The following is a 24,176-nucleotide window of genomic DNA, read 5'->3' on the forward strand; positions in this document are numbered from 1 at the left end:
TGGAGATCCTGCACTGTGCTGGAATTCCCCCCACCGCCGCGGGTTTGAATTGCCGGCGCGCAGAGGCGCAACGCAGCGCCGAGTTGACGGCGGGGAAGGGGAGCAGCGCCGGTCACTCACGACCACCATGGGGAGCTTTTCCGCGCCCCACGAAGCCGACACCGTCCCGCCGTTGCGCGGAGGGACGCCTGGTCCAGAGGTTGCGACGCTAGTGCAGGGACGTTTCAAGAGGGATAGCAGTGCTGCGGCGGAGCAGGAGCACCGCGGCGGAACCGACCGCGGCTCCTCGGCCCAGCACACCCAGAACCAGGGTTCAGCGCCCTCGGGCGAGAGCGGCGGCCGCGGTGGACATCTCGGTACGGCTCCGGGTGGGGCCAAGCCGTCGGGGAAGCCGTCGGCCGCGCCCAAGTCCACTCCGGCACCCGTGCCTCAGGTCACCGGGGCGGGCGACTCGGGCTCGCGCATCGCTCTGCGCAACTGGCGCATCAGCACCCGTCTGGTGGCGCTGCTGACCCTGCCGGTGGTCGCGGCCACCTCGCTGGGCGGACTGCGTATCAACGAGTCGCTCAACGACCAGCAGCAGCTGGAGCACATGCAGCTGCTCACCAGGATGACCAAAGAGGCGACCAACCTCGCGGCCGCGCTCCAGGCCGAGCGTGACGAGTCGGCCGGTCCCCTCACCAACGGCGCGAACCCCAGGGACTTCAAGGTCCAGGACCGCCGTACGAAGACCGACCGGGCGAAGAAGACGTTCATCAACGCCACCGTCGACATCGGCAACGCCGACAACGACGACGCGCTGGAGAGCATCCGCTCCAACGTCAAGCAGATCGCCACCCAGGTCAACAAGATCAACGAGATCCGCAAGGACGCCTACACCTCGCGCTCGGAATCCAGCGAGGAAGCGAACTCGCTCACGGTCGACGCGTACAGCGGACTGATCGACTCGCTGCTGAGCCTCTCGCAGGACATGGCCCAGGCCACCAGTAACCCGGACATGATCAAGCGGACCCGTGCGCTGGCCGCCTTCTCGTCGGCCAAGGAGTACGCCTCCATCCAGCGGGCGGTCATCGCCGCCGCGCTGCCCGCCGACGCGAAGACCCCGGGCCGGCTCAGCGAGAACGACCGCCTCTACGGTCTGGCCGCGGCGAACAAGGAGAAGAACGCCCTCGCCTCCTTCACCTCGCTGTACGAGTCGATGGGCGGCGACGCCGAAGAGCTGATGGCCCCGCTCAACGGCCAGGGCAACCCGGAGATCCAGGCGTCCGAGAAGTACGCGGACCGGGTGCTCGACCGGACCGACGGCCTGCAGAGCCAGCCCGAACGCTCGTATCTGGACTGGACCGACCAGGCATCTACGCGGATCAACGCGATGAAGACCATCGAGTTCACGCTGCTGGGCGAGATGGAGGCCAAGGCCCGCGAGCTGCGCGACGAGTCGGAGCAGGACGCGCTCATCAACGCCGCTCTGATCGTCGTCGTCCTCGGTGTCTCGCTCGTCGGCGCCTTCGTGGTCGCCCGGTCCATGATCCGTTCGCTGCGCCGGCTCCAGGACACGGCGACCAAGGTGGCCCAGGACCGGCTGCCCGAACTGGTCAAGCAGCTCTCCGAGTCGGACCCGCAGGACGTCGACACGTCCGTCGAGTCGGTCGGTGTGCACTCCCGGGACGAGATCGGCCAGGTCGCCACGGCCTTCGACGACGTGCACCGCGAGGCCGTCCGGCTCGCCGCCGAGCAGGCGCTGCTGCGAGGCAACGTCAACGCGATGTTCACCAACCTCTCGCGCCGCAGCCAGGGCCTCATCCAGCGTCAGCTGTCGCTCATCTCCGAACTGGAGTCGCGCGAGGCCGACCCGGACCAGCTGTCCTCCCTCTTCAAGCTCGACCACCTCGCGACCCGTATGCGCCGTAACGGCGAGAACCTCCTCGTCCTCGCGGGCGAGGAGCCGGGCCGCCGCTGGACCCGGCCCGTACCGCTGGTCGACGTGCTCCGTGCCGCCGCCTCCGAGGTGGAGCAGTACGAGCGCATCGAACTGTCCTCGGTGCCCACGACCGAGGTCGCCGGCCGCGTCGTCAACGACCTCGTGCACCTCCTCGCCGAGCTGCTGGAGAACGCGACGTCGTTCTCCTCGCCGCAGACGAAGGTCCGGGTCACCGGTCACGCGCTGCCCGACGGGCGGGTGCTCGTCGAGATCCACGACACCGGTATCGGCCTCTCCCCCGAGGACCTCGCGGCGATCAACGAGCGGCTCGCCTCGCCGCCCACCGTGGATGTCTCGGTCTCGCGCCGCATGGGTCTGTTCGTGGTCGGCCGGCTGTCCCTGCGTCACGGCATCCGGATCCAGCTGCGCCCCTCCGACTCCGGCGGTACGACCGCGCTGGTCATGCTGCCGGTCGATGTCGCCCACGGCGGCAAGAAGGTTCCGCCGGGCAGGCCCGGCGCCGGTGGTCCCGGTCAGGGACCCGGTGGTACGGGCGGTCAGCTGACCGGTGGTCCCGGTGCGGCCGGAGGCGGCCGTCCCGGTGGCGGCCCCGGCGGCTCGTCGGCTCCCGGCGGCCTGCTCGGCGCGGGTGCGCCGCGTGGCCAGGTCGGTGCGGGGCCGCGTGCCGCGCTGCCGTCCCGCGACGGGAACCAGGGCGGGTCCGACTCGCAGCGCCAGGGCCAGGGACAGAGTTCCGGGCAGCCCAGCATCTTCAGCCAGAACGCCTTCGGCTCCTCCTCGCAGAACAAGGGCCGGAGCGGTCCCGGTCAGGGCGGTCCCGGTCAGGGCGGTCCCGGTCAGGGCGGTCCCGGTCAGGGACACGGCCGTACCGACCGCCCCGGCGCCCCCGCGGCGCCGGACAGCCCGGCGGGCGGCCGTCAGGACGCCGGTCCGGACCAGGGCGGCCAGAACGGCTTCAGCGGTCAGGCCCAGAACGCCTTCCAGCAGGGTGGCGCCCCCGACCGCGGCCGGCAGCTCCCGCCGCCCGGCGGACCGCGCGCCGAACTGCCCGGCGGCAACCCGCAGCCGCGGCACTCCCAGAACACCACCTGGGGCAGCGGCCAGCAGTCCCCGCCGCCGCGCCCCTCGCTGGACGCCCCGCGCGGCCACGAGGAGCACGAGTCCACCGGCCCGTTCGCCCGGCCGACGGGCGAAGGGCAGGGGCCCGGTGCCACCGCGGAGTTCCAGCGCCCGGACTTCAGCATGCCGCGGCGCGACGCGGGCCCCGCGCAGGGCGGCGGCGCGCAGGACCCGGCGGCCACGGCGCAGTTCCCCCGGCCGGACTTCAACGCCCCGGCGGCTCCCGGAGGTTACTCGCCTGACCGCGACGGCCGGCAGGACCGGGACAGCGGCCAGGACCGCGGCGACCCGTCCGGCTTCCGTCCGGGCCAGTCCGACTTCCGTCCGCCGTCGGACTACAACGCGCAGCAGAACTACAGCGCCCAGCAGAACTTCAACGCCCCCCGGCCCCCGGCGCCGGCCCCGGTGCCCGGCTCCGAGGGCGGCTACCAGCCGCCGAGCCTGCCGCCGCAGCCGCAGCACGAGGCGCTGCCTCCGGCCTCGGGTCCGGGTGACGGCCGTACTCCGCTGTACGACAATCTGGAGACCAACTGGTTCCACGGCACACAGCAGGACGACGCACAGCAGGGCGGTCCGCGGCAGGACGACGGCCGGCGGCCTCAGGAGCCGGACCCGTTGGGCTCGCAGGCCTCCTTCGGTTCCTCGGACCCGCTGGGTTCGCCGGACCCGCTGGGCATGTCGGACTCGTCGGAGCGGCAGGGTCTGTCCCAGCCGCCCCAGCGTCCTCCGATGCCGCGGCGCGAGCCGTCCAACGGCAGCGGCGCCCGTGGCTCCGGCGCCAACGGTTCCGGCACCGGCGGTTCGGGCTTCGGCGTCTTCGACGCCAGTCCGGACACGAACGGCATCGGCGTCTCGTCCTCGTGGCGCACCTCGCCCAACGACGAGCTGGTGCGCCAGGCCGAGCGGGCGAAGAAGCCCCAGGCAGGCGGTATCACCACCTCCGGTCTGCCCCGCCGGGTACCGCGCGCCAATCTGGTGCCCGGTACCGCGCAGGAGCAGAGCAACCAGACCGGTCCGCAGGTCTCGCGTGCGCCAGCGGACGTACGCGGCCGGCTGACCAATCTCCGTCGGGGTATCCAGCAGGGTCGTCAGGCGGGCAATACCGGCCCGGCGAACAGCGGATTCAACCTCGGCAACTCTCACCAGCAGGAGCGTTAGTTGAGTCCGATGAGTCAGGCTGCGCAGAATCTGAACTGGTTGATCACCAATTTCGTGGACAACACCCCTGGGGTGTCCCACACGGTGGTGGTCTCCGCAGACGGACTTCTGCTGGCCATGTCCGAGGGCTTCCCCCGCGACCGCGCCGATCAGCTCGCGGCCGTGGCGTCCGGTCTGACCTCGCTGACCGCGGGGGCATCCCGGATTTTCGAAGGCGGCCCGGTCAACCAGACCGTGGTGGAGATGGAGCGCGGCTTCCTCTTCCTGATGTCCGTCTCCGACGGTTCGTCCCTGGCCGTACTCGCCCACCCCGAGTGCGACATCGGCCTGGTGGGGTACGAAATGGCCCTTCTGGTCGACCGCGCGGGCACGGTCCTCACTCCGGACCTGCGCGCCGAGCTCCAGGGAAGTCTGCTGCACTGAGGATTCCCAGGATCAATCCCAGCTCAACAACCGTCAGGCCGCCCAACCGGCCCCCCACCGGCCAAGTCAGACGGCACGCAGACATCTTGCTGTCACGCCCGGAGGATTCATGACCCCGCCACCCGCCTCTCACGATCCGTACGGCGCCTCGATAGACGCGTCCTACGGCCCTGAAGGCGACCAGCCGCTGGTACGTCCGTACGCCATGACCGGCGGCCGGACCCGGCCGCGGTACCAGCTCGCCATCGAGGCGCTGGTCAGTACGACAGCGGATCCGGCCCATCTCGCCACCCTGCTCCCCGAGCACCAGCGCATCTGCCACCTGTGCCGTGAGGTGAAATCGGTGGCGGAGGTGTCGGCACTGCTGACCATGCCGCTCGGTGTCGCGCGCATTCTGGTGGCGGACCTGGCGGAGGCCGGCATGGTGGCCATTCACCAGCCCGGCAACGGAGAGGCCGGCGGCACGCCGGATGTGACACTGCTCGAAAGGGTGCTCAGTGGACTTCGCAAGCTCTAGCGGCGGTGCGGGCGCGGGTGCGGCCCGATCGACCACCAGCGCGAAGATCGTGGTGGCGGGCGGCTTCGGCGTGGGCAAGACCACGTTCGTCGGCGCCGTCTCGGAGATCAACCCGCTGCGTACCGAAGCCGTCATGACCAGCGCATCCGCCGGCATCGACGACCTCACCCACACCGGAGACAAGACCACCACCACCGTGGCCATGGACTTCGGCCGCATCACCCTCGACCAAGACCTCATCCTCTACCTGTTCGGCACCCCCGGACAGGACCGCTTCTGGTTCATGTGGGACGACCTCGTACGCGGCGCCATCGGCGCCGTCGTCCTCGTCGACACCCGCCGCCTCGCCGACTGCTTCCCCGCCGTCGACTACTTCGAAAACTCAGGACTCCCCTTCGTCATCGCCCTCAACGGCTTCGACGGACACCAGCCCTACACCCCCGACGAAGTACGCGAAGCACTCCAGATCGGCCCCGACACCCCCATCATCACCACCGACGCCCGCCACCGCGCCGACGCCAAAAGCGGACTCATCACCCTCGTCGAACACGCACTCATGGCACGGCTCAAGTAGTCGTACACCTACGGAAGTTGCCGTAGCCGAGGCCGGAGGCGGGCTATGTCCTTTGACACAGCCCGCCTCCGTGTTCATAACATTTCGACAGAGAATTCACCGTCTCCGGACACACGACGCACTCGTCCGGTGCCGCTGCGCTCACATCGGCCCCGCCTTTTGGCGGGGCTCGCTCTTTATGCCCGTTTTACGTGAGGCCTGTACCACTCGGAATGGCTTGTTCCAGCTGTTTGGAGCCGGACCCTTCCCCGTGCTGGAATTCGACAACCCCGAATAGCACGGCCCTGAGAGAAAAAAACACGGCACAGCGTAGGTGCCGACGCCGAGAGGTTGTTGGTCGAGTGAGGCGAAGCAAGAACAGCTCCGCGGAGCAACAGGCGCGGGGCAACTTCACCCCGCCCCAGCGCGCGGCGGCGCCTCATGCGTCCGAGGCAGGCTCGCCCGCGAAGACCGGTAGCGCCAGCCGGTTCTCCCCGCGCAACTGGCGGGTACCCACCAAGCTCAACGCCATTCTCCTGATACCCGCGATCGTCGGTCTGGTGATGGGCGGCTTTCAGGTCAAGGCCTCCCTCGACACCTGGCAGGACGCCCAGGACGCCGAGGGGACGGCGCTCGTCGTACGGGCCGCCTCGGAGTACGCCCAGGCCGTACTCAACGAGCGTGACCTCACCGCTCAGTCGCTGCTGACCAACAAGCGCGACGCGCCGGTCGTCGTCCAGGCCCGCGCGGCCACCGACGCCGCGAAGGAGAAGTTCGACGTCGCCGTGCGGGACATGCCGCCGAACCGGGGCCTGGAGCGGCGTCTGAGCCTGTTCCGCAGCGAAGAGCCCAAGCTGGCGGACATCCGCAAGACCGCGTACACCGCGGGCGTCGAGACCCCGGACAAGACGGACAACAACGGCGGTCCGGTGGCGACCGAGGAGGGCTATGTGCTGATCCAGCACTCCCTCATGGAATTCGCCAACGAACTGAGCCTGGGCGTCGGCAACATCACCAGCTACGGCCGTACGGTCTACGCGATCCAGCTGGCCAAGGCCGCCGGGTCGCTCCAGCGCTCCATCGGGACGCATCTGCTGGTCAGGCCGAGCCAGAAGGAGGACGTCAGGCGGGGCCAGACGATCGCCTTCTCCTCGTACGCCTACCTGGAGGACATCTCCATCGCCGAGTACGTCTCCGGCGGTACGGAGGCGGACACGGTCAAGCTCCAGGACGTCATGAAGCGGCAGGCGGCCGAGGGAGCCAAGAAGCTCGCCGCCGCCGAGCAGCAGGCCGCGGCAGCCGGCCAGGACTTCACACCGCCGCCGACGCAGGAAGGCTCCGTCTTCGAGGGCATGGTCGCCGCCATCGCGAGCGGTGACAGCCCCGAGCAGCTGGCTCAGCGCGGTGTCACGCCCGAGACCTGGATGGCCGCCGCCACCGCCAAGTTCGACGGCTACACGGTCATCGAGAAGGATCTCGTCGACCGGGCCGTGACCGACGCGGCCCAGATCTCGGACAACGCCAGGAACGACGCCATCACCAACGGCGCCATCGTGCTGGTCGCCCTGCTCGCCGCCTTCGTCCTGGCCGGGATGGTCGCCCGGCAGATGAGCCGCTCGATGCGCTCGCTGCGTACGGCCGCGTTCGGCATCGCCGAGCAGCGGCTGCCGATGCTGGTCGACCAGCTCTCGCGGACCGAGCCCGGCCGGGTCGACACCCGGGTGCAGCCGATCCCGATCGATTCGCGTGACGAGATCGGCGAGGTCGCCCGCGCCTTCGACCAGGTCCACCGCGAGGCGGTCCGGCTCGCGGCCGAGCAAGCCATGCTCCGCGGCAACGTGAACGCGATCTTCACCAACCTCTCGCGCCGCAACCAGTCGCTGATCGAGGGCCAGTTGACCCTGATCTCCGACCTGGAGAACAACGAGGGCGACCCGGACCAGCTGGAGAACCTCTTCAAGCTGGACCACCTGGCGACCCGTATGCGCCGCAACGGCGAGAACCTTCTCGTCCTCGCCGGTGAGGAGCCGGGCCGCCGCTGGAACGAGCCGGTGCCGCTCGTGGACGTCCTGCGTGCCGCCTCCTCCGAGGTCGAGTCGTACGAGCGCATCGAGCTGTCCGGCGTCCCCGAGAGCGAGATCCACGGCCAGGCCGTGACCGACCTGGTGCATCTGCTGGCCGAGTTGCTGGAGAACGCCACCACGTTCTCCTCGCCGCAGACCAAGGTCCGGGTCACCGCGACCCGGCTGCCCGACGGCCGCGTGATGATCGAGATCCACGACAAGGGCATCGGCCTCACCGCCGAGGACTTCGCGGACATCAACCACAAGCTGGCCAACCCGCCGACCGTGGACGCCTCCGTCTCGCAGCGCATGGGCCTGTTCGTGGTCGGCCGGCTCTCCGACCGGCACGGCATCCGGGTCCAGCTGCGCCCCTCCGGCGAGCAGGCCGGCACGACCTCGCTGGTCATGCTCCCCGACGCGATCACGCACGGCGGTGGCGCGCAGGCGGCGCCGTCCGAGGACTTCGCGGTCTCGCAGATGATCCTCGACGAGACGGCCCCGGTGGCGGAGCGGGTCTTCCGGCCGAGCACCCCGAAGACCGCCGCGGAGCTGGGGTTCGACGACTCGCGTTACGACGAGCCGGCGGCCGATGGTGCTCTCACGCCGAACACGGTCAACCGCTCGCTCGCGGGCGAGGGCCCGCAGGCCGCGCAGGGGACCTCGCCGGAGGGCGCACAGCCGCTCTACAGCGATCAGGTCGATGGCCGGTACCGCGGCGGAGCCGATGACCGGTTCACGCCTCAGGACATGGCGTACGACGCGGGATTCCCGACCGGGCCGGACTTCACCGGGGGCAACGGAGCGGGGCACGGCACGGACCACGCGACGGCTTCGTTCGACGAGTACCGCGCGCCCGCGGAGCACCAGCAGTCCGACGCGTATCAGGGGCCCCAGGGGCAGCCTTATACGGAAGCCCCCTTCCCGGCTTCGCAGGGCACCGGCGGATCGTACGAGAACGCCTTCGCTCCCCAGACCCACCAGGACGACTGGGCCGGTCAAGGTGCATACCAGAGCACTCAAGAGACCGAGCGGCGAACGGAACCGGAATCTTCACCGCGCGCTCCCGAGATCGCTCAGGAACGCGTAGGCTTCGACCGTCCGGGTCCCTCCCCGAGCGCCAGCCACGCATTGACGGATGCGGGCCTGCCGCGCCGTGGCGGCAGCCAGCCGCCTCAGCAGTGGCAGCCCACCGGTCAGGCCAACGGGCCGTCCGTACCGACCCAGTTGAACGGCCTGAGCACCGGCCTGGACAATGGAAACGGCGGCAACGGCCACAGCAGCGGTGGTGATCAGGACAACGACCGGAGCGACGACCGGATCAACGGCCTCGGCGGCCTGGTCAACGGCCAGGCCGTCAACCGTGACAATGGTCAGGACAACGGGCAGAGCAACGGGCAGATCGGGGCGGCCGGTTCCGAGGACTGGCGATCGATGAACGACGATCGCTTTCAGCGGGCCGAGAAGCTCCGTGAGCCCAAAGCCGGCGGGATCACCTCGTCCGGTCTCCCCCGTCGCGTGCCCAAGGCCAATCTGGTCGAGGGAGCGGCGGAGCAGACCACGCAGAGTGGACCTCAGGTTTCCCGCGCCCCGGAGGACATCCGCGGCAGGTTGAGCAACCTGCGGCGCGGTGTCCAGCGGGGACGCAACGCGGGATCGGACACGAACGGACCGGGCCAGGGCCCCGGCAGTACCTACAACCAGGAGCGTTAGTGTGAGCCCGATGAGCCAGGCGGCGCAGAATCTGAACTGGTTGATCACCAACTTCGTGGACAACACCCCTGGGGTGTCCCACACAGTGGTGGTCTCCGCCGACGGACTCCTGCTGGCCATGTCCGAAGGTTTCCCCCGCGATCGCGCCGACCAACTCGCGGCCGTGGCTTCCGGTCTGACCTCGCTGACCGCGGGGGCGTCCCGGATCTTCGAGGGCGGCGCGGTCAACCAGACCGTCGTCGAGATGGAGCGCGGTTTCCTCTTCCTCATGTCCATCTCCGACGGCTCGTCGCTGGCCGTACTCGCCCACCCCGAGGCCGATATCGGCCTGGTGGGCTACGAGATGGCGCTTCTGGTCGACCGCGCGGGCACGGTCCTCACTCCGGACCTGCGTGCCGAACTCCAGGGAAGTCTGCTGAACTGACAGACAGTGCACGTTCCGCCACCGCACCATTAAGGTGCGGTGGCGCGGCCTAGAGGGACATGGACCGGCGACCGGCAGTCGGAGGAGGACACGTGGCTACACCCCCAGGCGGACACCCCTATGACGGTGGCCCGCAGTCCCCGAGTGGTCATGCTCGGAACCGTTTCAACTTTCCCTCCACGCCGAGCAGGCAGAGCGGCCTGGGCGGAAAGGACGGCCAGGGAGGTCGGGACGGGCAGGGCGGGCAGAGCGACGGCCGGAGCCCGCGACAACAGCCCTACCGCCCGCCCCAGCAGCAACAGCAACAGCAACAGCAACAACCGTACGAGCAGCCGCAGCAGCGGCAGCCGTACGAGGAACCGCCGCAGCGCACCCCGCAGCGGCAGCCGTACGAGGAACCGGCGCGGCAGCAGCCGTACGAGCAGCCTCGGCAGCCCCGCATCCAGCCGGTGCCGCCGAAGCATGTGGAACCCGCTCCGTCCATGGGCGCGCACAACCCGTTGGTGCGCCCGTACGCGATGACCGGCGGCCGGACCCGGCCGCGGTACCAGCTCGCCATCGAGGCGCTGGTCAGTACGACGGCGGATCCGTCCCAGCTGCAAGGGCAGTTGCCCGAGCATCAGCGGATCTGCCAATTGTGTTTTGAGATCAAATCGGTCGCCGAGATCTCGGCGCTCCTCTCCATTCCTCTCGGCGTGGCCCGGATCCTCGTAGCCGACCTGGCGGAGGCGGGCCTCGTCGCCATCCATCAGCCCGGCGGCGACGAGACCGTCGGGGGTCAGCCAGACGTGACACTGCTCGAAAGGGTGCTCAGTGGACTTCGCAAGCTCTAGCGGCGGTGCGGCCCGCTCAACCACCAGCGCGAAGATCGTGGTGGCGGGCGGCTTCGGCGTGGGCAAGACCACGTTCGTCGGCGCCGTCTCGGAGATCAACCCGCTGCGTACCGAAGCCGTCATGACCAGCGCATCCGCCGGCATCGACGACCTCACCCACACCGGAGACAAGACCACCACCACCGTGGCCATGGACTTCGGCCGCATCACCCTCGACCAAGACCTCATCCTCTACCTGTTCGGCACCCCCGGACAGGACCGCTTCTGGTTCATGTGGGACGACCTCGTACGCGGCGCCATCGGCGCCGTCGTCCTCGTCGACACCCGCCGCCTCGCCGACTGCTTCCCCGCCGTCGACTACTTCGAAAACTCAGGACTCCCCTTCGTCATCGCCCTCAACGGCTTCGACGGACACCAGCCCTACACCCCCGACGAAGTACGCGAAGCACTCCAGATCGGCCCCGACACCCCCATCATCACCACCGACGCCCGCCACCGCGCCGACGCCAAAAGCGGACTCATCACCCTCGTCGAACACGCACTCATGGCACGACTGCGGTAGTACACCGCCCCATGCGACGGCCCCCGCACTCGAAGGAGTGCGGGGGCCGTCGTATGCGGTGCGGGGGGGGGAGCGGTGAGCGTGCTCAGCCCTGCCAGCTGTGCGGGGCGCGGAAACCGGGGGTGCGCTCCAGGCGGCGCCAGCCGGCCGTGGAGCGGCCGCGGTGCGCCGGGGCCTCGGGCTGGGACGCGGCGCGGGCCATCAGGATGGCGGTGATCGCCGCGAGCTCCTCGGGGCCGGCGTGGCCCTTCTCGACGCGGAGCAGGGATTCTTTGGTGGGATCGCTCATGGAAGTCGTGTCTCCGTCTTCTCGCCCGATGGTCGGTGGCTGCTCGCCCGAAGGGCGCTGGATCACTGCGGCGGGTTGCCGTGCTTGCGGGACGGCAGGTCGGCGTGCTTGGTACGGAGCATGGCCAGCGCCCCGGCGAGGACCTCGCGGGTCTCGGTGGGGTCGATGACGTCGTCGACCAGGCCGCGCTCGGCCGCGTAGTAGGGATGCATCAGCTCGGCCTTGTACTCCTTGACCATGCGGGCGCGCATGGCGTCGGAGTCCTCGGCCTCGGCGATCTGCTTGCGGAAGATGACGTTGGCGGCACCCTCGGCGCCCATCACCGCGATCTCGTTGGTGGGCCAGGCATAGGTGAGGTCGGCACCGATGGACTGGGAGTCCATGACGATGTACGCGCCTCCGTACGCCTTGCGCAGGATCAACGAGATCCGGGGCACGGTGGCGTTGCAGTAGGCGTACAGCAGCTTGGCGCCGTGCCGGATGATGCCGCCGTGCTCCTGGTCGACGCCCGGCAGGAAGCCGGGAACGTCCAGCAGCGTGACGATCGGGATATTGAAAGCATCACACATCTGGACAAAGCGTGCGGCCTTCTCGGACGCTTCGATGTCCAGGACCCCGGCGAGGGACTGCGGCTGGTTGGCGACGATGCCGATGACCTGGCCGTCGAGCCGGGCCATGGCGCAGATGATGTTGCGGGCCCAGCGCTCGTGGACCTCCAGGAAGTCGCCGTCGTCGACGAGCTCCTCGATCACCTTGTGCATGTCGTACGGGCGGTTGCCGTCCGCGGGCACCAGGTCGAGCAGGGCCTCGGAGCGGCGGTCCGCCGGGTCCTCGGAGGGGACCGTGGGCGGGTTCTCGCGGTTGTTCTGCGGCAGCATCGACAGGAGGTAGCGCACCTCGGCGATGCAGGTCTCCTCGTCGTCGTACGCGAAGTGCGCGACGCCCGAGGTCTCGGCGTGCACATCGGCGCCACCGAGCCCGTTCTGGGTGATCTCCTCACCGGTGACGGCCTTGACCACGTCGGGGCCGGTGATGAACATCTGCGACGTCTCGCGGACCATGAACACGAAGTCCGTGAGCGCCGGGCTGTAGGCGGCGCCGCCCGCGCACGGGCCGAGCATCACGCTGATCTGCGGGATGACACCGGAGGCGCGGGTGTTGCGCTGGAAGATCCCGCCGTAACCGGCGAGCGCGGAGACGCCCTCCTGGATACGGGCGCCGGCGCCGTCGTTCAGCGAGACCAGCGGGGCACCGGCCGAGATGGCCATGTCCATGATCTTGTGGATCTTGGTGGCGTGGGCCTCGCCGAGGGCGCCGCCGAAGATCCGGAAGTCGTGCGCGTACACGAAGACCGTCCGGCCCTCGACGGTGCCCCAGCCGGTGATGACACCGTCCGTGTACGGCTTCTTGGCCTCCAGGCCGAAGCCGGTCGCGCGGTGCCTGCGCAGCTGCTCGACCTCCTTGAACGAGCCCTCGTCGAGCAACAGCTCGATGCGCTCGCGGGCGGTCAGCTTGCCCTTCGCTCGCTGCGCCTCGGTCGCGCGGTCGCTGGGCCCTCGGCGGGCCTGCTCACGCAGGGCGTGCAATTCGGCCACACGGCCCCTGGCGTCTGCGGGCTCGCTCGAAGTCTCGTCCACTACGGTCATGTCCCAACCCTACGAACATCACCAAGGAAAGCGCGCCGTCGACTCCACACAGTCTCCCGGCGGTATTCCTGGTGGGCCTGGACAGAACCCTGCCCGATGCGGGGTTCCCGAACAGCAACGTACCCCTGCCATTTGTGGGGATCCCCCTAGACTTCAGCGCAACGACACCGTGCAGCCATGAGTGGCGCCGGCCACTGACGGACTGATCCTCAGCCGCACCGTACGGCCCGCATCGACCACCTCGACGGACGGGTCCAGTGCGGTGACGGCCCGCACCCGGCGGCTCCAGGCGATCTCGAACGGCCGGCCCGACCGGGTGGGGTCGCTCACCCGCAGCGTCGCGGTCCGGCCCCGGACGGTGACGAGCACGCTCGCGGGTGCGCTCGCGGTGAGCGGTCCCGCCGTACCGGATTCCCAGAAGTTCGCGGCGGTACAGCCGAGGGAGCGAATCTCCACGGCCTGGCAGGCGGACGTGTTGGCGAGGATCTCCAGCCAGTGGCGGTCGTCCGCGCGGGCCGCGAGCGTACGCCGGGAGGCTCCGGGCATCAGCAGGTAGACGTAGGAGGCGTCCACCGGATCGGTGCCGTGGTCCAGCCAGAGGGTGCGGTAGCGGCGGGTGCGCCGCTCGGTGGAGCCTCCGGTGTTGATGTCGTGCCAGGCGCCGGTCCGGTCCTCGGCGAGCGTCCGCAGGGGCGCGCCCCCGGGGAGGACCCAGCCGCCGTGGCCCTCCAGGTGCGCCCAGCGGGGGCGCGGCCCGTGGTCGAGGGTGAAGTCTCCGGGGCCGGCGGTGCCGGTGGACTCCCCCAGGTTGCGGTTGTCCACGACCGTCTCGACCGGCACCCCGTCCGTGCTCGTGATCCCCGCGCCCAGGCAGACGACGGCGTCGTCGGCGCAGAACCAGGACTTTCGCGCTTCGAGGGTGGAGCCGAGCCCCTTGAGGTGCGCTCCGACGACCGCGAACCGCCCGTCGGTCGCGCCGCCGACCCACCGTACGGCGGGCTTGGGTTCGCCCCACTCGCCGCCCGCCCGGTCCGCGAGCCGCTTCGTGGAGACGGTCGTGCCCGGCAGCCGGTACGGGTCGACCGTGGGCCAGAACCAGTCCGTGTACTGGTCGTTGCCCTGCCGCGCGCCCCACCAGTAGAGCATTCCGGCTCCGGTGTGCCAGCCGCGCGGATGCTCGCCGCCGCCGCACTCGTAGTACGTGATCCGGTCCGAGGCCATGGCGATGTTGGCGGCCCAGCCGCCGCTCCCCCGGTGCACGGCCCGGTCCATCGAGGCGAACAGCCGGTGGCCGGCCGGTTCGGGGGCGGCGGGCACCCCGGAGGCGGCGACGGCGGCCAGCCGGGCGAGGTCCGCGACACCGAACTGCCGGGCGGTGAGGATCGGCGCCACGGTGTCCCGTTCGATCCAGCCCTTGACGAGCGCGGTCCAGCGCTCGCGCTCGGCGGCGGACGCCCCGCCCGCGAGCAGCGGGATGGCCGCGATCAGCTCCTGGCCGTGGAAGTGGTCGCTGCGCATCACCCGGCGCTCGTCGCTCGCGAGGTAACCGCGGCTGACGGCACGGCCGTTGACGCTGTCCATCATCAGACCGTTGAAGATCAGCGGGGCGTAGGCATGCTCCACGCTGTCGAGGACGATCTGCCGGTTCGGGTCGGTGACGGCCCAGGTGGAACCGGCGAGCAGGGTGAAGAGCCGCCCGAGGCCGTCCAGCATGACCTGGCCGTACGTACCGGAGTACGGCACCCAGGTGTGCTGGACGAACGAGCCGTCGGCGTAGAGGCCGTCGCCCCTCGTGACGTACGGGAACACGGGCGACAGCGCGTCACGGGCGAGCGCGATCTTCGCGGGGGCCGCGCCGATGATGCCCCGCAGGGTGACGGAACGGCAGAGGTCGACGCGGTTGGCGCCGGTGCTGGTGCCGGAGTAGTCGGTGAGCGCGGTGTCGGGGATGAAGTGGTCGACGGCTGCTGCCGCGGCGGCCCGCTGCTCGGCGGTGAGGTGCTCGTACAGGACGGCGACGATGTCCATGAGGAGCCGGGGGCTGCCGATCTGCCACTCCCACCAGTTGCCGTACGGGGTGGTGGCGGGCCGGTAGACCGTCGCGGAGAGATGGTCGAGCCCCCGGACGACGGCCGCGAGGAGCGTCTCGTCGCCGGTGAGGCCGGTGCCCGGCTGGGCGAAGGCCTGGGTCATGGTCCAGAGTCTGCTGTAGCTCTGGGTGATGCCGGACGGCGGGTCGTACGGCCGGTCGGGCCAGAGGGAGGTGTCGGCCGGGGCCATCGACTGCCGGAATCGCGCGGCGAGTTCACCGGTCTGCGCGAGCCGGGCGGCGTAGGGCGCGGCGGCCGGGTCGTAGCCGCTGCCGAGCTGGAGGTCGACCCAGCGCAGCCGTAACGCCTCGAACTCGTCGGCGGATCGCGCCTTCGCGGCGGCCGGGCGAGGCAGGGCCAACAGGACGGATCCCGCTCCGGCCGCGATCAGAAGGGCACGACGGGTCCAGGCGGACAGCAGCGACACGGGAGCCTCCGGAAGCGGAAGTGGTGCGGAGCGGCTACCCGTTGGTGTAGCACGCCCGTACCGGGTCCTCAACAGGATTCGAGGGCGGCCGGAGATCGCGGACGGCGGGAACCATCCGATCACCCCCAACAGTCTGAACAAGTGTTCTGTCCTCAGGTGCAAGGAGAAACACGATCGTGCAACCCACAAGACCCTCTTCCCGCCGTGCGGTACTGGCCCTCGGCGCCGGGGCGTTACTGGCGACAGCGATGCCCTCGGCTGCATACGCCGTGGCGTCGGGCGGCGGGGAGATCTCCCGGCAGCTGAGCGACCTCGAGGCCAAGTACGCCGCGCGCATCGGGGTGTTCGCCCGCGACACGGCCACGGGCCGGACCGTGGCGTACCGCGCGGACGAACTCTTTCCGATCTGCTCGGTGTTCAAGACGCTCGCAGCGGCTGCCGTCCTGCGGGACCTCGACCGGAACGGCGAGTTCCTCGCCAAGCGGATCCGGTACACGAAGGAGTACGTCACCGACATCGGTCACGTCCCGGAGACCGGCAAGCCCGAGAACATCGCCAACGGCATGACGGTCGAGGAGCTGTGCTCCGCCACCGTCTCCCACAGCGACAACGGGGCGGGAAACCTGCTGCTCCGCGAGCTGGGCGGGCCCACCGCGATCACCCGTTTCAGCCGGTCGCTGGGCGACCCGGTCACCCGCCTCGACCGGTGGGAGCCCGAGCTGAACACGGCGGAGCCGTGGCGGAAGACCGACGTCACCAGCCCCCTCGCCATCGGGCGGACCTACGGGCGGCTCGTACTCGGTGACGCTCTCCCGGCGCAGGACCGGGAGCGGCTGACCCGCTGGCTGGTCGCCAACTCGACCAACACCGAGCGTTTCCGGGCCGGTCTTCCCGCCGACTGGATCCTGGCCGACAAGACGGGCGGCGGCAGCCAGTACGGCGTCGCCAACGACGTGGGCGTCGTCTGGCCTCCGGACAGGGCGCCCCTGGTGCTGAGCGTGCTGACGACCAAGCACGCCGCCGAAGGGCCGACGGACAACCCGATGGTCGCCAAGGTCGCCGAGCTGGTGGCGGCGGAACTCACCTGACGCGCCCCGGCCCCGTGCGCCGCGATCGTCACTGAGTCTCGTACCGGGAGTCCCGTCTCATGGGACTTCTGGTACGAGATCCGCGTCCCGTCGTCAGCCAGGTGTCGATGACGGCTGCCAGCTCGTCGCGGCCGGTGAAGACGTGTCCGTTCATACCGGTGGCCCGTGCGGCGCGTACGTTCTCCGCGCGGTCGTCGACGAAGAGGAAGTCGGCGGGGGCAGCCCGCATGGCGACGACGCAGTGGTGGAAGGCCGCCGTCGCGGGCTTCGCCGCTCCGATCTTTCCGGAGAAGGCCACGTGGTCCAGGTCGTGCAGCCAGGGCTGCGCGGCGAGGAAGGCGTCCGCGTGGTCCGAGGGGATGTTGGACAGCAGCGCGACCTCGGCGACGTCGCGGAGTGACTGGACGTAGGCGACCATCGAACCGTCGACGCGTGACCAGCTGTCGATGTCGGTGAGGCGCAACTCCTCGATCGTGCCGGCGTCGACGGGCACGGACAGCCATCGCAGTACCGCGGTCCAGTACTCGGGCGCGGACTGCTGACCGGCGTCGTAGGGCGGACGGCAGGCCCAGTAGGCCGTGGTGAATGCTTCGGTGGGCGCGTGAGCGCGGGCGGCCATCTTCTCCAGGGCACCCGGGCGTTGGTGGCGGGCGATGACCCCGAAGAGGTCGAACAGCACGATGCTGCGGTCGGTGGATATCTCGGTGGACATCGTCGTGGGTTCCTCCCTGTCTCAAGGGGCGTTCAGCGGGCGCGTCGCCATCTCGGGCGTGCGGTCGGATCCGGTGCGCAGGATCCCGGCGGCCACAGCGGTGATCGCACACAGCAGGGTCAGCAGTACGAAGGCGTGGTTCAGGGCGACGATGTGGGTCAGCCAGCCGATGACGGCCGGGCCGGCGAGCATGCCGACGTAGCCGAGCCCGGCGACGCGGGAGACATTGGCCCCCGCGGCGGAGGAGTCGGCGTGCCCGGCCGCGCTGAACAACTGCGGGACACAGCCGGACAGCCCCAGACCGAACAGCGCCCACCCGGCGAACGCGGCCCATACCCACGGGGAGACGGCCACGACCGTGATGCCGACGGCGGCCGTCGCCGCGCCGTAGCGCAGGATCGGCATGGACCCGAACCGGGCGACGAGGCGGTCCGCGAGCAGCCGGCCGATGGTCATGGTCGCCGCGAAGGTGCCGTACGCGAAGGCGGCGACGCTCGCGGGTGCGCCGAGGGTGTCCTTCAGCTGAAGCGCGCTCCAGTCGTTGGCGGCGCCCTCGCACAGCATGACCATCAGAGCCAGGACGGCGAGGATCCAGACACGCCCATTGGTGCCCCGGCCCCCGGCGGCCGGCGCTTGCCCGGCCGCACCCGCGAGACCTTCGGCCGCACCCGCGAAGCCTTCGGCCTCCCCCGTGGAGCCGGTGTCGGCAGCAGAGCCGGTGTCGGTGTCGGCAGCGGTGGGTGCGGCCGGCAGCAGGGCGCGTCCCGACACCAGGGCGATCACGACACCCAGGGCTCCCACCGCGGCCATGCCCACGACCGGGCTCAGGTCCGCGCTCGCCGTGGCCGCTCCGACGAGTGCGGCGAGGACACCACCGACCGAGAACGTGGCGTGGAAGGCGGACATGACGGGGCGGCCGTACGCCTTCTCCACGTGCACGGCGTGGGCGTTCATGCTCACGTCCAGGCAGCCGTTGCAGAAACCGAAGACCAGCAGGGCGCCTGCCAGCGTCCACGGCTCCAGCGAAAAGCCGGGCAGCACCAGGGCCGCGCTGCACAGCACACCGGTGGCGGGGACGACCACGCGTGCACCGAGACGGTCGGTCAGCCGCCCGGCCACCTGCATACCGATGAAGGCCCCCAGCCCCAGCAGCACCAGCAGTCCGCCGAGCGTCGCGTGGCTGATGCCCACGCGCTCCTCGATGGCGGGGATGTTCACCACCCAGGTACCCATCACAGTGCCGCAGAGGATGAAGTAGACAAAGGTCGCCGCACGGGCGGATCGAAGCGAATCGCTCATGACATCCACCGTAACGAACATGTAGATCGATTGAATATTGTCGTTTCGCACACATTGAGTGTTCGTTTCGGGTGGTGTTCAATCGCGGTATGAGCCACGCAGACCGGCACGGGATGATCGCGCAGGCCGTCAGGGAGTCGGGAAGAGTCACGGTCCAGGAACTCGCAGAACTGACCGGCGCCTCCGAGATGACCATCCGGCGCGACCTCGACACGCTGGCCGCGCAAGGCGTCCTGGAGCGCGTCCGCGGCGGGGCGCGCACACTGCTGCTCAGGGGCGACGAACCGCCCTTCGCCCTGCGCACTCACGAGGCCGTCGACGCCAAGCGCCGCATCGCGGCCGAGGTGTCCTCGCTCGTCGCCGACGGCGAGACCGTCCTGCTCGACAGCGGCACCACCTGTCTGGAGATCGCCCACCTGCTGCGCCGACGGCCGGTCACCGTGATGCCCCTGTCCTTGCAAGCCATCCATGTACTCGGCGAGGGCCCCGGCCGGGCCACGCTGATGGTGCCCGGCGGGCAGCCCCGGGCCGCCGAGGGAGCGCTCACCGGCCCCCTCACCCTCGCGTCCCTGGCGGCACTGCGCTTCGACACCGCCGTCATGGGCTGCTGCGGCCTGAGCGCGGCCGACGGCCTGACCGCCTACGACCTCGACGACGCGGCCGTGAAGAAGGCCGCCATCGCCTCCACGCGCCGCGTCATCGTCGCCGCCGACGGCAGCAAGCTCGGCCACACCGCCTACGCCCACGTCGGCCCGACCACGCTCCTGCACACCCTCGTCACCGACACCACGGCACCCGCCGACGAGGTCACCGCGCTCGAAAGGACAGGCGTCGTCGTCAAGGCCGTCTGACCCGTCAACACCCTTCGCCTCACGTCATGTTGTGAACATCACCCATCACTGAGAGCGCTCTCAGCCTCAACTCTTGACGCAATCCCCATGGGTAGCAAGAGTGTTGGGCAACGCAGGTGCGGCCCCCCACATACCGCACTGCCTGCGTACCCCCACATCTCAGGAGAACATCCGTGATATCCCGCAGAATGTTTCTGTCCGGCACCGCCGCGGCGGCGACGGCGCTCACGTACCCCGTCTGGGGAAGCTCTCTCAGCTCCAAGGCCTCGGCGGCTCCGGCCACGTGTGAACTCGCCCTGGAGAACAAGTCGCTGCCCGGTTCGGTGAACGCCTACGTCACCGGTCACGACCAGGCCACCAACAGCTGGGTACTGCTGCGCGCCGACGGCAGCGTCTACCGGCCGGAGTCGCCGGGCGCCCCGCAGACTCCGCTGCCCGTCGACTGCGCGATCCCGCTGAATGCCGCGGGTGCCGCCCCGGTGCTACTGACGCTGCCTCAGATGTTCGGCGCGCGCGTCTACTTCGTACGCGACGACAAGCTGGACTTCCTGCTCAACCCGGGGCCCTCCCTGGTCGAGCCGGCCTTCGCGACCGAGTCCGACCCCAACTACGGCCGCACCTGGTCGTTCGCCGAGTTCACCTTCAACTCGGACCAGCTCTACTCGAACATCAGCTATGTCGACCTGGTGACGGCCCTGCCGATCGGCATCAAGCTGGAAGGGGACGCCACCCATACGGTCGCCCCGCTGCCCGAAGGCGCCCTGGAGAAGATCGCGGACGGGCTCACCGCCCAGGCGGCCGTCGACGGGCACCCGTGGGACAAGCTGGTGCTGCGCGGCGAGGACGGAAAGGTGCTGCGCGTCATCTCACCGCAGAACCTGTCCGGCGAGAAGCCGTTCGAGAACGTCTTCAACAGCTATGTCGACAAGGTCTGGGAGAAGTACCGCTCCGAGGACCTGAAGATCGACCTCCAGGGCGGCCGGGGCGTGTTCACCGGCCGGGTCAGCGGCGACACGCTCACCTTCAACGGTGGGCACACCTTCGCCAAGCCGACCTCGATGGACATCTTCACCTGCAACAGCGGGCCGTTCGCCAACAACCCGAACGACTCGGACGACAAGAAGGGGCTGCTCGCGCGGCTCGGCGCCGCCTTCAACCGCTCGACGCTCCTCACCCACCCCGACCAGCCGAACGGCGCCACGGCGGCGGACTACTACAAGGACCCGGTCACCAACCACTTCGCACGGGTGCTGCACGCCAACACCCCGATCGGGTACGCCTTCCCGTACGACGACGTGCAGCCGACCGGCCAGCCGGACGTCTCGGGCGCCGCGCACGACGGCAACCCGCGCCGCTGGACGGTGGCGGTCGGTTCCTGACCCGCGCCGTACATGCGTACGTGAGCAGGTGCGTACGTGACGGAGGTGCCCCGCTCCCCCAGCTTTTCAGCCGGGGGAGCGGGGCACCTCCATGTGTGACGACATGCGTGACGACATGTGTGACCGGGCAGTGCGTGACCCGGCAGTGCGTGACCGACAGCCTCAGCAGCCGCAGCTGTGGAACGTCACATCCCAGTGGTTGCCCTCGTCCGCGTAGACGTTGCCCGCGCCCGACTGCCACTGCGGAGCGCCGTCACCAGGACGCACGCCTATGTAAGTGAACGTGTTCTTCACGTAGTTGGTGACACAGGTGGCCATGGCGAAGTCGATCTTGTAGCCGTTCCAGTGCGAGTACGTGCCGCCCGCGTGACCGGTCTCCGTACCTCCGGTGATGTTGAGGGCGCAGCCGCTGGCGCTCTTCAGGGTCTGCGCACCCTTGGCCGAGTCGAGGTTGAGCTGGTCGAACGAGGTACAGGTCGGGTTGTTGCGGTCGGAGCAGCCGCCCGACGAGGACCAGGTGATGCCGGACGAGCTGAACATCGAGGTCGCCGTGGCGTGGGTGACCTTGGTGGCTGCCTGGGCGTCGGTGGACGTGCTGAGGACGCCGAATCCGGGGGCGAAGAGTGCGCCCGTGACGAGGGCGAGGGCGCTGAGCGCCGAGCGGATCTTCATGGGGGGAATGCCTCCAGCGTGGGGACCGTACTCAAAGGACTTCAAGGACTTCAAGGACTGTCGGAACAAGAGAACTGTCGACGACCGCGCTTACGGGCCGTGGCACGGACCGTTACGTCGATCGGGCGGCGGTGCGGCGGTACGGGTGGGGCCACGGAGATCGTGCCCGACGTCTACGCGCGTCCGCCAGGGCCCCAGGAACTCGATCGGGTGACATTGTTGAACCTTGAACGAGATGGGTCTATGGTGAGGTCATCGAACTTCGTTGAACGTTGAACAGTTACTCCCAGGAGGAATCATGGCTCTCTTCGGCCGCAAGAACGCCGCCGTCCGCACCCCCGCCGCCCCGGCCACCGCCGTGGCCACCCTGGACCCCGCTCTGGCGGCGCTGACCGGCGAATACACCGTCGACCCCGCCCACAGCAGCATCGGCTTCACGGTCCGCCACGCGATGGTCACCAATGTCCGTGGCACGTTCACCGAACACCAGGGCTCGCTGAGCCTGGACGGCTCCAACCCGGCGGCCTCCACGGCCTCCATCGATGTCTCGATCGCCAGCATCGACACCGGGATCACCGACCGCGACGGACACCTCCGCAGCGCCGACTTCTTCGACGCCGAGGCCTTCCCGAAGATGTCGTTCCGCTCCACCTCCGCCGAGCAGGTCGACGCGGAGACCTACCGCATCACCGGCGACCTGACCATCAAGGACGTCACGCGGCCGCTCAGCATCGACCTGGAGTTCCACGGCTCCGCCACCGATGTGTACGGCAATGAGCGCGTCGGCTTCGAGGGCAGCGCCGACATTCTGCGCTCGGACTGGGGCCTGACCTGGAACGCGGCGCTGGAGACCGGCGGTGTGATGGTCAGCGACAAGGTCAAGCTGACGTTCGACATCTCCGCGATCAAGCAGGCCCCCGGGGCTGCCTGAGCCGGTCGGTGACTGTGACAGCGGGAGAGGACCGGCGGGAGAACGCGGGGGCGGCAGGCTAGAAGCCGCCCCCGCCGTCGAACCCGCCGCCTCCTCCGAAGTCCCCTCCCCCGCCGAAGCCTCCGCCGCCGAAGTCACCCGGGTCGAAGTCCGAGCCCGAGTAGTCGCCGCCGACGGAGCCGTCCCCGTAGCCCCCGTAGTCTCCGCCGAAGTCCGCGCCGTACGCGGGAGTCGCCATCATCGAGCCGAGCGCCGTGCCCACCAGCAGTCCCGGCAGCAGTCCGCCGCCGAAGTAGCCGCCGGCCCAGGGGCCGTATGCCGCTCCCGCCTCCCAGTAGGGGCGGGGACCCTGGTCGGTGTGCACCGTACGGGTCATCGGGTCGTCGCCGTCCGCCAACCGGGCCGCGTCGGCCGCGCAGACCGGGACGGTCCGCCGGGCACCGGCGGGCGGGGCCCATTCCGCGTCGGTCACCGACGGGCCGTGGCGCGGGTCGAAGAAGCACGGTGAACGGCGCTCCGGAAGCGGGGCGCCTTTTCTGCGCGCGTCGAGCACGGCCAGGGAGAACCGGCCGTCCTCCAGCGTTTCGGTCACCCCCCGCACGTCGGCGGGCCGTTGGGCCGAGGCCATCAGGGACTTCGCCCTCTCGTACGCGTCGAGCGAGTGCTCGTAGTCCGCGCGCATCGCGTCGTCGGCGCCGGCCTCGGCGGGGCGGAAGTCGAGCCGGTCGAGTTCCTCGCCGAAGGCGGTGATGTCCTCGTCCACGACGACGCGCAGCTTGTCGAGGGCGGCACGCTCCCGCTCGGCCTGCTTGCGGCGGTTCCGGTGGATCACGGTGTACGCGCCCGCTCCGCCCAGTACGACGACCGCGCCGAGCACGATCAGTCCGGTGGACGCGTCGCCACCCGATCCGCCGCCCGATCCGGAGCTCAAGTTCCACGAGTCGGGGGCGTGGCCACGGATCTGCGGGAGTGCCTGGTCGACGAAGTTGTTCAACTCGGTCGAGGCGTCGACGCCGCCGCCCGCCTTGACCGCGTCGGTGAGGTTACGGACCGCCCGCTGCGACATCACACTGGAGTCGGCGCCCGCGTTGAACCCGTCGCCCAGGTGGATGGCGTACAGACCGGTCACCCCGGTCTCGGCCCGTATCGTGCGCAGCACAGAGCCCGGCGGGAACTGGGCGTTGTCCGGCAGGACCGCCACGAACAGCGGCTTGTCCGCGTCCTCTATCTTCTTCGTCAGGCCCTTGGCCTGAGCCGTCGAGAGCTGGTCCGAGACCCGTGGGTCCACATAGACCGGGCCTTTCTTGAGGGCCTGGGCTACGGCCGTGGGGCCGGTGGCGGTCTGCGCGGCGGGCGCCACTCCGAGGGCGGCGGCCGAAAAGGCGAGCAGCAGCCCGGACAGCGCGGGGAAGAGCCTCGTCCTCATACCTATCGACGCTACCCGAAACGGGGCAATACGGAACGGCGAAAAGTTCGGCACTCGCACAG

The 24,176-nt window shown here is 69.9% G+C and carries 19 protein-coding genes; 12 read left to right on the forward strand and 7 right to left on the reverse strand.

Annotated elements, in window-relative coordinates; all coding sequences use genetic code 11:
* Positions 1 to 211: 211 nt before the first annotated feature.
* From ACIOJD_RS00815 to ACIOJD_RS00850, 8 genes are all read left to right on the forward strand, one after another.
* Positions 212 to 4,219: a nitrate- and nitrite sensing domain-containing protein gene (locus ACIOJD_RS00815; protein WP_401907519.1), complete on the forward strand. Its 4,008-nt coding sequence runs from the start codon at positions 212 to 214 to the stop codon at positions 4,217 to 4,219.
* Positions 4,220 to 4,228: 9 nt separating this feature from the next.
* Positions 4,229 to 4,642 (forward strand): roadblock/LC7 domain-containing protein, encoded by a 414-nt coding sequence (locus ACIOJD_RS00820; protein WP_030351794.1) that lies wholly within the window; start codon positions 4,229 to 4,231, stop codon positions 4,640 to 4,642.
* A 109-nt stretch (positions 4,643 to 4,751) separates the two neighbouring features.
* Positions 4,752 to 5,159: a DUF742 domain-containing protein gene (locus tag ACIOJD_RS00825; protein ID WP_401818081.1), complete on the forward strand. Its 408-nt coding sequence runs from the start codon at positions 4,752 to 4,754 to the stop codon at positions 5,157 to 5,159.
* On the forward strand, positions 5,140 to 5,733 hold the full coding sequence (locus ACIOJD_RS00830; protein ID WP_401907520.1) for a GTP-binding protein: 594 nt from the start codon (positions 5,140 to 5,142) through the stop codon (positions 5,731 to 5,733). The genes ACIOJD_RS00825 and ACIOJD_RS00830 overlap by 20 nt, the downstream gene beginning before the upstream one ends.
* Positions 5,734 to 6,074: 341 nt before the next feature.
* A complete protein-coding gene (locus ACIOJD_RS00835; RefSeq protein ID WP_401907522.1) occupies positions 6,075 to 9,485 on the forward strand; it encodes a nitrate- and nitrite sensing domain-containing protein in 3,411 nt (1,136 codons plus the stop codon).
* A gap of 10 nt (positions 9,486 to 9,495) precedes the next feature.
* Positions 9,496 to 9,909: a roadblock/LC7 domain-containing protein gene (locus ACIOJD_RS00840; protein ID WP_010984131.1), complete on the forward strand. Its 414-nt coding sequence runs from the start codon at positions 9,496 to 9,498 to the stop codon at positions 9,907 to 9,909.
* A gap of 92 nt (positions 9,910 to 10,001) precedes the next feature.
* Complete coding sequence (locus ACIOJD_RS00845; RefSeq protein ID WP_401907523.1) at positions 10,002 to 10,742, forward strand: DUF742 domain-containing protein; 741 nt, start codon at positions 10,002 to 10,004, stop codon at positions 10,740 to 10,742.
* Entirely contained in the window at positions 10,723 to 11,304 is a 582-nt protein-coding gene (locus tag ACIOJD_RS00850; protein ID WP_031229389.1) for an ATP/GTP-binding protein, read from the forward strand. The genes ACIOJD_RS00845 and ACIOJD_RS00850 overlap by 20 nt, the downstream gene beginning before the upstream one ends.
* 85 nt (positions 11,305 to 11,389) lie before the next feature.
* On the opposite strand, the gene ACIOJD_RS00855 is transcribed toward ACIOJD_RS00850, so the two are convergent.
* From ACIOJD_RS00855 to ACIOJD_RS00865, 3 genes are all read right to left on the reverse strand, one after another.
* Positions 11,390 to 11,593: an acyl-CoA carboxylase subunit epsilon gene (locus ACIOJD_RS00855; protein ID WP_401907524.1), complete on the reverse strand. Its 204-nt coding sequence runs from the start codon at positions 11,591 to 11,593 to the stop codon at positions 11,390 to 11,392.
* A gap of 62 nt (positions 11,594 to 11,655) precedes the next feature.
* Positions 11,656 to 13,239: an acyl-CoA carboxylase subunit beta gene (locus tag ACIOJD_RS00860; protein ID WP_401907526.1), complete on the reverse strand. Its 1,584-nt coding sequence runs from the start codon at positions 13,237 to 13,239 to the stop codon at positions 11,656 to 11,658.
* 153 nt (positions 13,240 to 13,392) lie between these two features.
* Positions 13,393 to 15,747 carry a polysaccharide lyase 8 family protein gene (locus ACIOJD_RS00865; protein WP_401908834.1) on the reverse strand — a complete coding sequence of 785 codons (2,355 nt, stop codon included), beginning with the start codon at positions 15,745 to 15,747 and terminating at the stop codon, positions 13,393 to 13,395.
* A 257-nt stretch (positions 15,748 to 16,004) separates the two neighbouring features.
* On the opposite strand from ACIOJD_RS00865, the gene bla reads away from it, so the two are divergent.
* Positions 16,005 to 16,844, forward strand: a complete 840-nt coding sequence (gene bla, locus ACIOJD_RS00870; RefSeq protein ID WP_401908836.1) for a class A beta-lactamase — start codon at positions 16,005 to 16,007, stop codon at positions 16,842 to 16,844.
* A gap of 28 nt (positions 16,845 to 16,872) precedes the next feature.
* On the opposite strand, the gene ACIOJD_RS00875 is transcribed toward bla, so the two are convergent.
* Positions 16,873 to 17,544 carry an HAD-IA family hydrolase gene (locus tag ACIOJD_RS00875; RefSeq protein WP_401908838.1) on the reverse strand — a complete coding sequence of 224 codons (672 nt, stop codon included), beginning with the start codon at positions 17,542 to 17,544 and terminating at the stop codon, positions 16,873 to 16,875.
* Between the two features lie 33 nt (positions 17,545 to 17,577).
* Complete coding sequence (locus tag ACIOJD_RS00880; protein ID WP_401907527.1) at positions 17,578 to 18,855, reverse strand: MFS transporter; 1,278 nt, start codon at positions 18,853 to 18,855, stop codon at positions 17,578 to 17,580.
* An 89-nt stretch (positions 18,856 to 18,944) separates the two neighbouring features.
* On the opposite strand from ACIOJD_RS00880, the gene ACIOJD_RS00885 reads away from it, so the two are divergent.
* Positions 18,945 to 19,706: a DeoR/GlpR family DNA-binding transcription regulator gene (locus tag ACIOJD_RS00885; RefSeq protein WP_401907529.1), complete on the forward strand. Its 762-nt coding sequence runs from the start codon at positions 18,945 to 18,947 to the stop codon at positions 19,704 to 19,706.
* 188 nt (positions 19,707 to 19,894) lie between these two features.
* Complete coding sequence (locus ACIOJD_RS00890) at positions 19,895 to 21,085, forward strand: glycoside hydrolase family 64 protein (protein ID WP_401908841.1); 1,191 nt, start codon at positions 19,895 to 19,897, stop codon at positions 21,083 to 21,085.
* Between the two features lie 162 nt (positions 21,086 to 21,247).
* On the opposite strand, the gene ACIOJD_RS00895 is transcribed toward ACIOJD_RS00890, so the two are convergent.
* Positions 21,248 to 21,757, reverse strand: coding sequence for a hypothetical protein (locus ACIOJD_RS00895; RefSeq protein ID WP_401907530.1), 510 nt, complete (start codon positions 21,755 to 21,757; stop codon positions 21,248 to 21,250).
* 298 nt (positions 21,758 to 22,055) lie between these two features.
* Here ACIOJD_RS00895 and ACIOJD_RS00900 point away from each other — a divergent pair, with 298 nt between their 5' ends.
* Positions 22,056 to 22,688: a YceI family protein gene (locus ACIOJD_RS00900; protein ID WP_401907531.1), complete on the forward strand. Its 633-nt coding sequence runs from the start codon at positions 22,056 to 22,058 to the stop codon at positions 22,686 to 22,688.
* Between the two features lie 58 nt (positions 22,689 to 22,746).
* Here ACIOJD_RS00900 and ACIOJD_RS00905 read toward each other — a convergent pair whose 3' ends face one another.
* A complete protein-coding gene (locus ACIOJD_RS00905; protein ID WP_401907532.1) occupies positions 22,747 to 24,114 on the reverse strand; it encodes a hypothetical protein in 1,368 nt (455 codons plus the stop codon).
* Between the last annotated feature and the right edge of the window lie 62 nt (positions 24,115 to 24,176).

The sequence above is a fragment of the Streptomyces sp. NPDC088116 genome, from assembly GCF_044741745.1.
Taxonomy (GTDB): domain Bacteria; phylum Actinomycetota; class Actinomycetes; order Streptomycetales; family Streptomycetaceae; genus Streptomyces.